Annotated in this window: 14 protein-coding genes; 11 read left to right on the top strand and 3 right to left on the bottom strand. The window is 37.8% G+C overall.

Translation table 11 applies throughout. The features are described 5' to 3' along the window. Positions 1-138: 138 nt before the first annotated feature. Positions 139-1494, bottom strand: coding sequence for a PFL family protein (locus B8955_RS00660; protein ID WP_407639088.1), 1356 nt, complete (start codon positions 1492-1494; stop codon positions 139-141). 12 nt (positions 1495-1506) lie between these two features. Continuing rightward, positions 1507-1770 (bottom strand): ACT domain-containing protein, encoded by a 264-nt coding sequence (locus B8955_RS00655; RefSeq protein WP_084097748.1) that lies wholly within the window; start codon positions 1768-1770, stop codon positions 1507-1509. A 204-nt stretch (positions 1771-1974) separates the two neighbouring features. Here B8955_RS00655 and nagA point away from each other — a divergent pair, with 204 nt between their 5' ends. The 11 genes from nagA (at position 1975) to B8955_RS00600 (ending at position 11683) form a co-directional block, all read left to right on the top strand. Beyond that, entirely contained in the window at positions 1975-3120 is a 1146-nt protein-coding gene (gene nagA / locus B8955_RS00650) for an N-acetylglucosamine-6-phosphate deacetylase (protein ID WP_084097747.1), read from the top strand. 142 nt (positions 3121-3262) lie between these two features. Next, positions 3263-3862, top strand: coding sequence for an NfeD family protein (locus B8955_RS00645; RefSeq protein ID WP_084097746.1), 600 nt, complete (start codon positions 3263-3265; stop codon positions 3860-3862). A 3-nt stretch (positions 3863-3865) separates the two neighbouring features. Further along, on the top strand, positions 3866-4840 hold the full coding sequence (gene floA / locus B8955_RS00640) for a flotillin-like protein FloA (protein ID WP_084097745.1): 975 nt from the start codon (positions 3866-3868) through the stop codon (positions 4838-4840). Further along, positions 4833-5417 carry a hypothetical protein gene (locus B8955_RS00635; RefSeq protein ID WP_084097744.1) on the top strand — a complete coding sequence of 195 codons (585 nt, stop codon included), beginning with the start codon at positions 4833-4835 and terminating at the stop codon, positions 5415-5417. Before floA ends, B8955_RS00635 begins: the two co-directional genes overlap by 8 nt. Before the next feature lie 145 nt (positions 5418-5562). After that, positions 5563-6708 carry a tRNA guanosine(34) transglycosylase Tgt gene (tgt, locus tag B8955_RS00630; protein ID WP_084097743.1) on the top strand — a complete coding sequence of 382 codons (1146 nt, stop codon included), beginning with the start codon at positions 5563-5565 and terminating at the stop codon, positions 6706-6708. A gap of 59 nt (positions 6709-6767) precedes the next feature. After that, the gene (gene yajC, locus B8955_RS00625) at positions 6768-7187 is read left to right on the top strand and encodes a preprotein translocase subunit YajC (protein ID WP_084097742.1); all 420 of its coding nucleotides are present in this window, start codon (positions 6768-6770) and stop codon (positions 7185-7187) included. Positions 7188-7212: 25 nt separating this feature from the next. Further along, the gene (locus tag B8955_RS00620) at positions 7213-7491 is read left to right on the top strand and encodes a post-transcriptional regulator (RefSeq protein ID WP_084097741.1); all 279 of its coding nucleotides are present in this window, start codon (positions 7213-7215) and stop codon (positions 7489-7491) included. Between the two features lie 113 nt (positions 7492-7604). Beyond that, positions 7605-8252 carry a metal-dependent transcriptional regulator gene (locus B8955_RS00615; protein ID WP_084097740.1) on the top strand — a complete coding sequence of 216 codons (648 nt, stop codon included), beginning with the start codon at positions 7605-7607 and terminating at the stop codon, positions 8250-8252. Between the two features lie 11 nt (positions 8253-8263). Next, entirely contained in the window at positions 8264-9424 is a 1161-nt protein-coding gene (dinB, locus tag B8955_RS00610; protein ID WP_084097739.1) for a DNA polymerase IV, read from the top strand. Next, entirely contained in the window at positions 9414-10736 is a 1323-nt protein-coding gene (locus B8955_RS00605) for a DRTGG domain-containing protein (RefSeq protein ID WP_084097738.1), read from the top strand. The genes dinB and B8955_RS00605 overlap by 11 nt, the downstream gene beginning before the upstream one ends. Positions 10737-10747: 11 nt before the next feature. Beyond that, positions 10748-11683, top strand: coding sequence for a DHH family phosphoesterase (locus tag B8955_RS00600; protein WP_084097737.1), 936 nt, complete (start codon positions 10748-10750; stop codon positions 11681-11683). A 52-nt stretch (positions 11684-11735) separates the two neighbouring features. Here B8955_RS00600 and zwf read toward each other — a convergent pair whose 3' ends face one another. Beyond that, positions 11736-13205: a glucose-6-phosphate dehydrogenase gene (gene zwf, locus B8955_RS00595; RefSeq protein WP_234983491.1), complete on the bottom strand. Its 1470-nt coding sequence runs from the start codon at positions 13203-13205 to the stop codon at positions 11736-11738. Positions 13206-13274 lie beyond the last annotated feature (69 nt).

The following is a 13274-nucleotide window of genomic DNA, read 5'->3' as shown; positions in this document are numbered from 1 at the left end:
CCGTGCTTTATCGCATCCTTTGTAGTCGGGTTCGAAAAAGCAGCCATGGCGTGCGTTTCCCAAAAGCCTCCAATTTCTTAGCAGAAATCTCCGGTTTTGGTCCAACGCTCCATGGCTAAGCGCTTTTTCTCACACCCTTTAGTTTTTTAGGCTGTTGATTGGTGCGGGGATATGTCCGCCTCGGTTGATAAAGTCGGCGGAGCTTTTTGAATGGATTGGAATGGGTTTGGCGTATCCGAAAAGTCCACCAAAGTCTAATGCTTCGTCATTGGTTTTGCCAATTGCTGGAATGACTCGGACGGCGGTCGCTTTATGATTAATCATACCAATAGCAGCTTCGTCAGCAATCATTGCACTAATGGTTTCGGCTGGGGTATCTCCAGGCACTACAATCATATCTAACCCGACAGAACATACAGACGTCATAGAAGTCAGCATATCAAAGGAAAGTGAACCAGATTCGACACCAGCAATCATGCCTTCGTCTTCACTTACAGGAATAAATGCACCTGAAAGGCCACCAACATTCTCAGCAGCCATAGCGCCACCTTTTTTGACAGCGTCATTTAATAAGGCTAGGGCGGCTACCGTTCCATGCGTGCCTACCTGTTCAAGTCCCATTGCTTCTAGTATACGGGCAACGGAATCGCCAGGAGCGGGGGTTGGCGCAAGCGAAATGTCGACAATACCAAATGGAATGTGTAATTGCTCACTAGCTTTTTTTCCAACTAATTGTCCCATACGTGTAATTTTAAAGGCCAATTTTTTCACGCATTCAGCGACTTCATTGATAGGAGCCGTCGTTGACAATTTGCGAACAGCAGAGTTTACCACTCCAGGTCCTGATACCCCAACATTTAATACGACATCAGCTTCTCCGGCGCCAAGAAAAGAGCCAGCCATGAATGGATTATCTTCAACAGCATTACAAAAAATGACTAGTTTACTAGCACCTAAAGAATTATTATCTTTCGTTAATTCAGCTGCTTCTCTTACAATATTTCCCATTTGTTTAACGGCATCTAAATTGATGCCTGCTCGAGTAGAACCTATATTCACTGAACTACAGACACGTTCGGTTTGTTGAAGGGCTTCAGGAATGGCTTGAATTAATTCTTCATCACCAGGGGCCATACCTTTATGGACGAGTGCCGTAAAGCCACCAATAAAGTCAACTTGAACCGCTTTAGCTGCTCGGTCTAATGCTTTAGCATATTTGACTGGATTGCCTCCTGAAACAGCGACGAGGTGAGCAATAGGCGTTACAGAGATTCGTTTATTAACAATTGGTATGCCCAAATCTTTTTCAATTTGATTAGCAGTCGCGACTAAGTCTTTAGCGTAATGTGTAATTTTTTGGTAAACTTTCTCGCAAGCTTTATCAATATTCGTATCACAACAATCAAGTAATGAAATACCCATAGTAATCGTTCGAATATCGAGATTTTCTTCGGCTATCATGTCAATCGTTTGTTGCGCTTCATTTAAGTGAATCATAATGGCCTCCTATATACGTTGCATAGCAGTGAAACTATCTTCATGCATGACATGAATTTGCATATCTGAAATTTTTGTTTGCAAAGCATCTTGGAAATCACTGAATGATGCTGATAGTTGATCGATTGAAACAAGCATACCCATCGTAAAATAATCATCGAGAATGGTTTGTGAGACATCTAAGATATTGGCGTTATACTGTTGGCAAAGGGTACTAACACTGGCTAAAATACCTACGCGGTCTTTGCCTGATACAGAAATAAATGCTTTCATTAATTTTCTCCTTATCAAGTAGTTGATTGGCACTATCATACCGTGTAATAAGGAAGAAAGCAATTTAATTTCAGTATTTCTGGAAAGCAAATTATTAAGTTAATATAATAAATTTGCAAGTACTCCCAAAGATTGAGAAGAAACGTGCAATTAAATGCGTTTTCAACTATAATGTAAGTAATAAATTAAATGGAGATGAGATGGATGACTTATATTTACGCTGATAAATTTTATCTACCTACAGAAGAAACTGAAGCAGGTTATTTAGCTGTAGATGGTGAAAAATTTGGCGAATTCCAAACTGAAAAACCTTCTGACGGTGACATTATTGATTACTCAGGTTATCAAGTGGCACCTGGATTTGTGGATACTCATATCCACGGTTTTGGCGGTGCGGATATTATGGACTTAGATGTTGATGCTGTTGAAACAATTTCAAAAGGTATTACAAGTAATGGGGTAACATCTTACTTAGCAACAACACTAACGTCATCAAAAGAGTCACTAGATGAAGCTTGCCGTATTATTGGTGAAAATGCGGATAAATTACCTGGCGCTAAAATTGCTGGTATTTTCTTAGAAGGACCTTTCTTTAGTGAATTACATAAAGGGGCACAAAACCCAGCTTATATGTCAGACCCTAAAATTGATTATTTAGCTCACTGGCAAGAACTTGCTAAAGGATTAGTACGTAAAATTGCGATTGCTCCTGAACGTGATGGGGCTTTAGAATTCATTGACTATGCGAAAGAACATGGCATTTATGTTGCTTTGGCACATACAGATGCAAAATATGATCAATGTGTTGAAGCGGTTAAACATGGTGCTAATATCTTTATCCATACATTTAATGGTATGCGTGGTATCCACCATCGTGAACCTGGTACTGCCGGTGCAGCATTAACCATCGAAGATGTATTTGCAGAAATGATTTGTGATGGTTACCATATTCACCCTGCCATTGCCAAATTAATTAAACAAGCACGTGGCACAGATGAAGTACTATTAATTACTGACTGTATGCGTGGTGGTGGTCTACCAGAAGGTAAATCATCATTAGGTGAATTCGAAGTTGAAATTAAAGATGGTGCCGCTCGTTTAGCATCTGATGGTAGCTTAGCAGGTAGTGTCTTGAACTTGAATCAAGCCGTTAAAAATATTGTTGACTGGGGCGTTGCTACTCCAGCTGAAGCGATTAAAATGGCTTCAGAAGTTCCAGCAAATAGTGTTGGTTTAGGTGACCAATATGGACAAATTGCTGCGGGTCGAGATGCTGACTTTGTTGTTATGAATAAAGATTTCGACGTTAAAGCAACCTATATTAATGGTGAAAAAGTTTATGATGCCTAATTAAAGGTACTTTTTAAATGATTGAATTTCAAGCTGTAACTCATTGAGTTGCAGCTTTTTTTTAGTGATTTTAAATTTGATATTAAATACCGCTTTCATCTCTAGATAAACTTACGTATAATGAACCAAAAGGAGGCATGTGATGGCAAGTTTAATATTAATTATTGGAATCGTACTACTCGTTTTAAGTCTGATGACTCGTCATTCATTTATTTTGGGGACAATGAGTTTAGCATGTATCTGTTATTATTTTTATTTACAACCAGCAGGTAATTGGCAAACAATGGGACTATTTGCTGTTGGAATGTTATTGTTACTTGCTGAAATCTTTTTACCCGCATTTGGAATTGTCGGGATTATTGGAATCATTATCTCTGGTTGGGGATTATCTATTAGTACAGGAAGCTTGGCAACAGGAATCGTGGATTTGAGTATGGGATTATTAATAGCTGTGATCGTATTCTACTTGTTACTACGCTTAGGATATCGATTACCAGTGAGTCAACATATGATACTCCAACGATCGATAACCGCTTCTGGTAGTGAATTTGCTAAACAAAACTTAGAAAAATATTTACATCAAGAAGCGGTAACGACAACGCCATTACGTCCTACAGGTAAAGCCGTATTTAAAAATGATGACATTATGGAAGTGGTTAGTGAGTATGAAGTGATTCAAACAGATGAGGAAATAATTGTCACTAAGATTAAAAATAATCAACTACTAGTTAGGAGGAAATAATTAATGGGCATTGTCATTATTGCCATTATAGTTCTTATAATACTGGGTTTATTCTTTACTTTTGTCCCAGTTGGTTTATGGGTAACAGCATTCTTTTCTGGGGTACGTGTGAGTTTAAGTACCTTGATTGGTATGCGATTAAGAAGAGTGAATCCGAGACAAATTATATCGCCAATGATTAAAGCCACTAAAGCGGGCTTAGATTTAGCAATTGATGAATTGGAAGCACACTTATTAGCAGGAGGAAATGTTAATAAAGTAGTGGATGCTTTGATTGCTGCCCAACGAGCTAATATCGATTTGCCTTTTGAAAAAGCGGCAGCTATTGATTTAGCTGGTCGTGACGTATTTGAAGCTGTTCAATTTTCAGTCAATCCTAAGGTGATTGAAACGCCAATTATTGCTGGGGTAGCAATTGATGGCATCGAAGTTCGTGCAAAAGCAAAAGTAACAGTTCGTGCTAATATTGAGCGATTAATTGGTGGGGCTGGTGAATCAACGATTATTGCTCGTGTCGGAGAAGGAATTGTGACCACAGTGGGGTCTTCACAAACACATACCGCTGTGTTAGAAAATCCTGACTCGATATCGCAAACGATTTTACGTAAAGGATTGGATTCCGGAACGGCATATGAAATTCTTTCAATTGATATTGCGGACGTTGACGTTGGCCGAAACATTGGAGCGAAGTTACAAGCGGAACAAGCAGAGGCAGATAAACGAATTGCTCAAGCGAAAGCAGAAGAGCGGCGGGCAATGGCTGTTGCTAAAGAACAAGAAAATATTGCAAAAACACAAGAGATGCGTGCTAAAGTGGTTGAAGCACAGTCAGAAGTTCCTCATGCCTTAGCACAAGCTTTTCGTGAAGGACACTTAGGAGCACTAGATTACTATAATTTAGAAAACGTTAAAGCTGATACAGATATGCGACAATCGCTAGCAGGTAATGAGTCAGCACCTGGTGAGCCAAATGAATAGATTAAGCGCGATTATCGATTGGATATTCGACTATCTTTGGGTGCTAGTTCCTATCGCTTATCTCATTAGCAGTGGGGCAGATATTATTTCTGAGTTCAAAGATGAGTATCAAAAGCAGAAAGCCAAAGAAAAAGCCAAGGAATCTCAACAATCAGAAACTCCTAAAAATAATGATTCATCGTTTAGTGAACGGGTAAAACAATGGTTGGAGACAGTGAATACAGAAACGAATGAGTCTGAACAGGATAATGATGAATCTCATCAGAAAGAAACTTCAGATGAATCACACACTTCTGAATTGGCACAAGAATCAGTCGTTGAATCCCTTTCATCTCCTAATGATGTTGATTCACTTGATGATCGGATTAACCAACTTAATCAAGAATTAGCAACGACATTTGAGAATATGGAGACTTATCAACCGATTCATACAGAATCGCAAGTGAATCGTTCAAATAAAGAAAAACGTTCAGTAGTAGGGTATGATAATAGAGAGGATATTCGCAAAGCTATCTTAGCTAAAGAAATTCTAGAACGCCCTCATCAAATAAAACGTGTCTCTATAAAAAATAAATAATGTGATGAATACCGGCAAAATTTGTCGGTATTTTTTTATGGTACAAAATGAATTGATAAGAGTATGTCTTGTTAAGGAATGAATATTCATGATAAACTGAAGAGGTTAGTTTGATACATGTAGCAGATGATGAGAGGAACGACTCATGAGCAAAGCATTAAAATATACTTTACATAAGAAAGAAAAACATACTGGCGCGCGGTTAGGGGAGATTGAGACGCCACATGGGAAAATTCAAACCCCAGTATTTATGCCAGTTGGAACTCAAGCAACCGTTAAAGCAGTTTCTCCAGAAGAATTAAAAGCTATGTCAGCGGAAATTATCTTAAGTAATACTTACCATCTATGGTTACGTCCTGGAGATGATTTAGTCAAAGAAGCTGGAGGATTACATCAATTCATGAATTGGGATCGTCCCATTTTAACAGATTCTGGTGGTTTCCAAGTATTTTCTTTAGCTAAACTTCGTCAAATTAAAGAAGAAGGCGTTCATTTTCGGTCTCATTTAGATGGACGTAAACTATTCTTAGGTCCAGAAGAAGCAATTGGGATTGAAAATAATCTTGGGGCAGATATTATTATGAGCTTTGATGAATGCCCAGATTATAACCATGATTATGATTATGTGAAAAAAAGTATCGCACGCACCACTCGTTGGGCGGAAAGAGGATTAAAAGCCCATAAACGTCCTGATGAGCAGGCACTATTTGGTATTTTACAAGGGGCAGGATACAAAGATTTACGACTCCAACATGCAAAAGATATGATTAGTTTAGATTTCCCAGGTTATTCAATTGGTGGATTATCCGTTGGTGAGTCTAAAGAAGAAATGTACGGTGTTATGGATTATTTATTACCGGTTATGCCTGAAAATAAACCTCGTTACCTAATGGGAGTTGGCAGTCCTGATGCGTTAATCGAAGGTGTCATTCGTGGTGTTGATATGTTTGATTGTGTTCTACCAACGCGAATCGCGCGAAATGGAACCACAATGACAAGTAACGGACGATTAGTAGTGAAAAATGCGAAGTATGCACGGGATTTCCGCCCAATTGATGAACATTGTGACTGTTATACTTGTCGAAATTATACGAGAGCTTATGTCCGTCATTTATTGAAAACAGATGAGACATTTGGATTACGTTTAACAAGTATTCATAATTTACATTTCTTAACCCATTTAATGGCAGATATTCGTGAAGCCATTCGTCAAGATCAATTAATGGAATTTCGTGATGACTTCTTTATGCGTTATTATGGTACAAAAGGTTTACCAACAAAGAATTTTTAAACGTCAAAACGTCAAATTTATGTTATCATTATTAAGAAACTGTTAGGAGGAATTTATCTATGCCTTATTTAGGAACTATTTTGTATATGGTGATTATTTTTGCGTTACTATACTTTTTAATTATCCGTCCGCAAAAGAAACGCCAAAAAGCGCAACAAGATATGATGGCTGGTATGCAAGTCGGTGATCATGCGGTAACTATCGGTGGTTTACATGGAGAAATTGCTGAAATTAACGAAACAGCAAATACGATTACGTTAGACTGCGAAGGTATCGTATTAGTCTTCGACCGTCGAGCAATTGCGCGTACAGAAAAAACGGATCCTCATGGGTCAAAAGCAGCTAATGATGTGATGAGTGATGCAGCTGAAAAACAATCTAAAAATGCTGAAGCTAACCAACAACATCCTAGTGAAGATGACCAAAATGTTGAAATGTATGATGATTCAGTCGATTCATCTGATGACTTAGATAAGTAATGTCGTAAATTTTAGGGAGAGCGTCATGGGATTATCGAAGTTTCGTATGAAGCGTTTGCAGTCAGCTTTCCAATCCAAAGCTCAAGAATTTGCCGAAGAAGGCTATGGGCATGTTGGTGAAAAAGATATTCAAGCATATTTTTTCGATTATGCTTGGAAAGAAGATAAACCACGATCAGTTGGAAAACAAATTAAGTCTGTACGTGCTTTAACGGCCAATCAATATTTTGATTATGAAAAATTACGAGCTACAGTTTACGATGTGAGTCCCTTAGAAGAGATGGATATCGAGAATTTACTGTAGATAGTAATTGCTGGTTAAAATGATTTTTAAAGGTGAAAATAGTGGGCTTGGAGTGCTATCCGAGCCCCTTTTTTGCTATACTATCATTAGATAAAGAAAGGATGACTGCGTCAATGTCTGTAAATCGCGAAGATTATTTAAAGGTGATATTCGAGCTTGGTGGAGCAAAACAATCTGTTTCTAATAAAGCCATTAGCGAAGCTTTAGGATTATCTCCTGCTTCAGTAACAGAAATGATTAGTAAAATGGCAAAAGACAATATGGTAACATATACCCCTTATCGAGGTACGAAATTAAGTGAAGAAGGCATCTTACAAGGGGCTAATTTAGTACGTCGTCATCGTTTATGGGAAGTTTTTTTGTATGATAAATTAAATTATACTTGGGAAAATGTTCATGACGAAGCGGAAATGTTAGAGCATAATGCGTCTGACTTTTTTGTGGAAAAACTCGCTGATTTTTTAGGGAATCCAGAGTTTTGTCCTCATGGAGGAGCCATTCCAACGGTTGATGGTGAGATGGCAGAAGAAGTTGAAACGATATTGGTTGACTTTGAAATTGGTGATGATATTCGGATTCAACGAGTAACCGATGAGAAAGAATTTCTTATGTATTTTGACCAGTTAGGGCTAAAAATTGGGAAAAAATATACAATTGCAGGTGTTGAAGCCTTCACTAATAACGTGATTCTAACGAAAAAAGGAAATGAAATTGTTGTTAATCGAGAAGCTGCGCAACATATTTATGTCGAGAAAGAATAGTAGGTGATACCATGCGGACCATTGGCATGTTAGAATTTGCTGATCCAGAAATTGACGGATCTCGTAAAATATTACATGTCGATATGGATGCGTTTTATGCTTCAATCGAGCAGCGTGATCATCCAGAATATCGTGGAAAACCGATTATCATTGCGAAACATCCACGTGAAAATTCTGGAAAAGGCGTCGTATCAACTGCGAGTTATGAAGCTCGAAAATATGGGGTGCATTCGGCCATGTCTGCTCAGGAAGCGTATCGTCTATGTCCACAGGGAATTTTTGTTCCTGCTCGCCACCCTTATTATGTGGAAGTTTCCGAACAAGTCCGAGCTATTTTTCACCGCTATACTGATATTGTTGAACCTTTATCAATCGATGAAGCATTTCTAGACGTGACACACAATAAAGCTAATATTCCGTATGCGATGGATGTCGCAAAAGATATTCAACAAGCCATTTATAAGGAACTTCATCTAACGTGTAGTATCGGAGTGTCTTATAACAAATTCATTGCTAAATTAGCATCTGATATTAATAAACCTTTTGGAATGACGATTATTACACCTAAACGAGCGGAAGCTTTTTTAGAGCAGTTACCTATTGAAGATTTTTATGGTATTGGCAAGCAATCGGTTGCTAAGCTCCATGATCATCATATTTTTAATGGCGCCGATTTGAAAGCATTAAGTCAGGACGATTGTTTGAAATTGTTTGGTAAAACCGGGTTAGCGATTTATGAACGCGTACGTGGTGTGGATAATCGGCCGGTAAAAACGCAACGCCAACGAAAATCGATTGGAAAAGAACGGACATTTTACCCGTTCTTATATCATGATGATGATATTGAGAGTACGTTGCGATTAATTGCTCAGAAAGTGAGTGAAGCATTAGCAAAAAAAGCGTTACATGGGAAAGTCGTCACAATAAAAATTCGGTATGCTGATTTTACGACTTTAACACGGCAAAAATCATTGATTGATCCGATTAAAGCGGCTGACGAAATTTATTTCTATGCCGTTGACTTATATCGTGAGTATGGGCAAAGTGATCAAGGGGTACGTTTATTAGGAATTACGGTAAGTGACTTATCCGATGTCTTATTCGAAAATGTGCGGCTTTCATTATATGCTAAAAAAAATGACAAAAATGAGGAAAAAATCGATGACAACTAAACATGAACAGATTATTGAATATATTGAGAAACTTCCGATTAATCATAAAATTTCGGTCCGCAGCATCGCTCGTAATTTAGGAGTATCAGAAGGAACCGCTTATCGCGCGATTAAAGAGGCGGAAAATCGCCAATTGGTAGCGACTAAGGAACGGGTAGGAACAGTACGAATTGAATCGTATGATGTGCGACGGTTGAAACATTTAACGGTAGAAGAAATTGTGAATGTTACCAATTGTATCGTTCATGGTGGACGTGACGGATTAGACCATGAAGTGAAACGATTTATCATCGGAGCGATGCAAGAAGATGATATGATTCAATATATGTCACCACAGTCATTAATTATTATCGGAAATCGAGAAGAAGCTCAACGAATTGCAATTGAACATGACGTTTCGGTTTTAATTACTGGGGGATTTACACCATCTCCAGAAAATATAGCCTATGCTAATGAGAAAAATGTGCCTTTAATGAGTGTTAATTTTGATACTTATGGGACGGCCACTTTAATTAATAAAGCAATGATTGAACGTGCTATGCAGAAGGATATCTTATTAGTAGAAGATATATACATTCCGATTGATGGGACACATTATCTCACTGATCAAAGTGTGAAGAAAGATTACAGACGATTAAATGAACAAACAGGACATACGCGATTCCCAGTGATTAATCAATCAGGACGTATTATAGGAATTGTTACCGCAAAAGATTTATTTGATTATCAAGCGAATGATTTGGTGACCGCTGGAATGACCTCCCATCCAATTGTTGCCACCAAACAAATGAGTGTGGCAAGCGTCACACATATGATGATTTGGGATGGTCTAGAATTACTACCTGTAGTTGATGATACTCAACATTTGATTGGGATTCTGTCAAGACAAGATGTTTTACGAACGTTACAGTATACGCGTCAAGAAGAACAAAGTGATAATCGCATTGAGCACCTGTTAGCTCAAAAGTTAAAACCTATTTCTTTAGATAAGAATAAACGACATGGACGTTATCGATTCGTATCAGATGTTACATTAACGGATCATGTTGGTGGATTATCTAATAGTTTGTTAAGTGCTATCATTCAATTAACTGTTGAGCAATTTGTTCGCGAAACGAAGTATCAAACGGTCGTTGTTGATAATATTAGTACGTATTTTATGAAATTGATTCCTCTTCAAAGCACATTAGATGTCCATGCAGAATATTTAGAAGCTGGACGGCGAAACTTAAAAGTCGAGGTTACCATCTATCATGGTCAAACAATCATGACCAAGGCTATCGTCACAGCCAATAGTTTGAATATACAGTAGAAGGAGTTTATATGTTACACGAAATTTTAGAAACCATTCAAGCTTATGAAACAATTATTATTCATCGGCATGTTCGGCCTGATCCAGATGCCTTAGGGTCACAAATGGGATTAAAAGCAGCATTAAAGGCAACTTATCCTGAAAAAACCGTTTTAGCTACTGGAGAAACGGATGATTCAATGAGTCATTTTGGTGAGATGGATGATGTGTCAGATGATGATTATGACGAAGCTTTAGTGATTATTAATGATACGGCTAATTTGCCTCGGGTAGATGATGACCGCTATGATATGGGAATTAAGTTGATTAAGATTGATCATCACCCAGATAACGAACCTTATGGCGATTATTCCATTGTGAAACCAGAGATGAGTTCTACTTCAGAAATTTGGGCAAGTATTATTTTAGACGAACAATCCGGATTAGATATGACGGATGAGGCAGCCAAATGTTTTTATTTAGGAATTGTCGGTGACACGGGTCGCTTTTTATTTGATAATACAACACCACATACTCATAAAATTGCTGGTGAGTTATTAGCTTATGATTTTCCAGCTACTGAGTTAATGCAAGCATCAAATACGCAGTCATTAGCCCAAGCACGCATCCAAGGTTATGTATTAGAAAATATTCAGTTAACGGATAGTGGAAAAGTCGCTTCTGTTTTTATTTCCCAAGAAACGTTAAAACATTATGGATTAACAGACTCTGAAACCTATCATATTGTACAATTGGCCGGGATGATTGAAGGGGTGCAAGCCTGGGTAAACTTTATTGAATTACCATCGGGTGTCATTCGTTGTCGTATTCGTTCAAAAGGGCCAGTAATTAATGAAATTGCGCAGAAACATGATGGTGGCGGACATCCTAAAGCTAGTGGTGCCAATGCATACTCTAAAGATGAAATGCAAGCAATTATTGAAGAATTAGATGCCGTCAGTCAATAAACAATAAAACCCCCGAATCAAAAATGATTCAGGGGTTTTATTTATGACTTCACTAATCTAAGTCTATCCATTCATTATGATAACGTTCTAATAAATTATAAGCTTGTTTTGGACCGTGAGTACCGGCTGGATACTGGTCTAATTTAGAGTGATTTATTTCATGCCAACCAGCAATAATGCTGTCCACAATTCGCCATTGTTCACGTAACTCATTCCAAGTCGTGAAATAAGTAGGATCGCCAAGTAGCGTATTATAGATAAGTTTTTCGTAAGGTTCTTCGACGTATTGAGCTGATTTTCGCCAATCATGGTCTAATAATTGAATTTGAGGACGTAAATCTTGGCCGGCTTGTTTTTCATTAAGGTAAAGTTGAACCCCACATTCTGGTTGAATAAAAAAGGTTAACCGTGGTTTTTCACTGTCTGGAACAACTTCTGTTTCTTCATCTTTATAAACACGCGGATTTAAGATGATTTGTACAGTGGTATATTTTTCACCTAACGCTTTTCCAGTTCGGAAATAAAAAGGAACTCCTTGCCAACGTTCATTGTTGACGCGAATTCGACCAGCTAAAAATGTTTCTGTGGTACTATTGGCGTCTACTTCAGGTTCTTTTAAATAATCCACAACATTATTATCGTTAGTTTGGTATTGGCCACGGACAGTGCACTGTTCGGCTTGTTGAGTCGTAAAGGAAGGAATTGATTTTAAGAAATCGATTTTGGCTTCATGGACACTTTCAGGAGAATAGTGTTCAGGAAGTGTCATTCCGACTAATGCCATAATTTGTAAAATATGATTTTGGAACATATCGCGAATGGCACCTGATTTATCATAGTATCCGCCACGTGTTCCAACAGGCATGTCTTCTGATAATGTAATTTGGATATTATCAATATAGTGATGATTCCAAATAGCTTCAATAAAAGGATTAAAATAACGAAGTGCTAAAATATTTTGGACCATTTCTTTCCCTAAATAGTGATCAATTCGGTAAATATCGTTATCTTTAAAGGTATCACTCAACGAGTCATTTAATTTTTGAGCTGAAGCCAAATCGCTCCCGAATGGTTTTTCGAGAATCACTCGATGATTCGATTGTTTAGTCACGATATTTGCTTCTTTTAAATATTTGGTAATTTTTGGAAAAATACTTGGAGCTGTTGATAGATAGTATAAATGATTTTCGCCAGTTTCATAGGTAGCTTCCAATTCATCCATTTTCGCTTTGAGAATATTATAATGGGCTAAATCAGTGGCATCATGCGAAACATAGTGAAAATGACTAACAAATTGTTGACATTCCGCTTGGTCATCAACAAGATTATTGACGGCACCAGCGACGACTTGACGATAATAATCATTGCTCCATTCACGACGAGCTGTGCCAATTACAGCAAAATTGTCTGATAATAGATGACGTTTATATAAACGGTAAAGTGCAGGATACAATTTTCGACTCGCTAAATCGCCTGTTGCTCCAAATAAAACAATTAAACCTTTTACTTTTGAATTTGACATGCCTCTCATCCTCTCGTCTCATTCATTATATAGATGATTTATCAATCTGACAATTTATTTTGATTTAGG

Origin of the sequence: Aerococcus suis, from assembly GCF_900176325.1 — a bacterium.
Classification (GTDB): Bacteria; Bacillota; Bacilli; order Lactobacillales; family Aerococcaceae; genus Aerococcus; species Aerococcus suis.
This window is presented reverse-complemented; position numbering and strand designations above follow the sequence as displayed.

What these genes read in the sequence shown, in the direction of transcription:
- dinB (WP_084097739.1), top strand. Translation starts at nt 8,264, where the DNA reads ATGCGGACCATTGGCATGTTAGAATTTGCTGATCCAGAAATTGACGGA.
- zwf (WP_234983491.1), bottom strand. Translation starts at nt 13,205, where the DNA reads ATGTCAAATTCAAAAGTAAAAGGTTTAATTGTTTTATTTGGAGCAACA.
- B8955_RS00605 (WP_084097738.1), top strand. Translation starts at nt 9,414, where the DNA reads ATGACAACTAAACATGAACAGATTATTGAATATATTGAGAAACTTCCG.
- tgt (WP_084097743.1), top strand. Translation starts at nt 5,563, where the DNA reads ATGAGCAAAGCATTAAAATATACTTTACATAAGAAAGAAAAACATACT.
- B8955_RS00620 (WP_084097741.1), top strand. Translation starts at nt 7,213, where the DNA reads ATGGGATTATCGAAGTTTCGTATGAAGCGTTTGCAGTCAGCTTTCCAA.
- B8955_RS00600 (WP_084097737.1), top strand. Translation starts at nt 10,748, where the DNA reads ATGTTACACGAAATTTTAGAAACCATTCAAGCTTATGAAACAATTATT.
- yajC (WP_084097742.1), top strand. Translation starts at nt 6,768, where the DNA reads ATGCCTTATTTAGGAACTATTTTGTATATGGTGATTATTTTTGCGTTA.
- B8955_RS00635 (WP_084097744.1), top strand. Translation starts at nt 4,833, where the DNA reads ATGAATAGATTAAGCGCGATTATCGATTGGATATTCGACTATCTTTGG.
- B8955_RS00655 (WP_084097748.1), bottom strand. Translation starts at nt 1,770, where the DNA reads ATGAAAGCATTTATTTCTGTATCAGGCAAAGACCGCGTAGGTATTTTA.
- nagA (WP_084097747.1), top strand. Translation starts at nt 1,975, where the DNA reads ATGACTTATATTTACGCTGATAAATTTTATCTACCTACAGAAGAAACT.
- B8955_RS00615 (WP_084097740.1), top strand. Translation starts at nt 7,605, where the DNA reads ATGTCTGTAAATCGCGAAGATTATTTAAAGGTGATATTCGAGCTTGGT.
- floA (WP_084097745.1), top strand. Translation starts at nt 3,866, where the DNA reads ATGGGCATTGTCATTATTGCCATTATAGTTCTTATAATACTGGGTTTA.
- B8955_RS00645 (WP_084097746.1), top strand. Translation starts at nt 3,263, where the DNA reads ATGGCAAGTTTAATATTAATTATTGGAATCGTACTACTCGTTTTAAGT.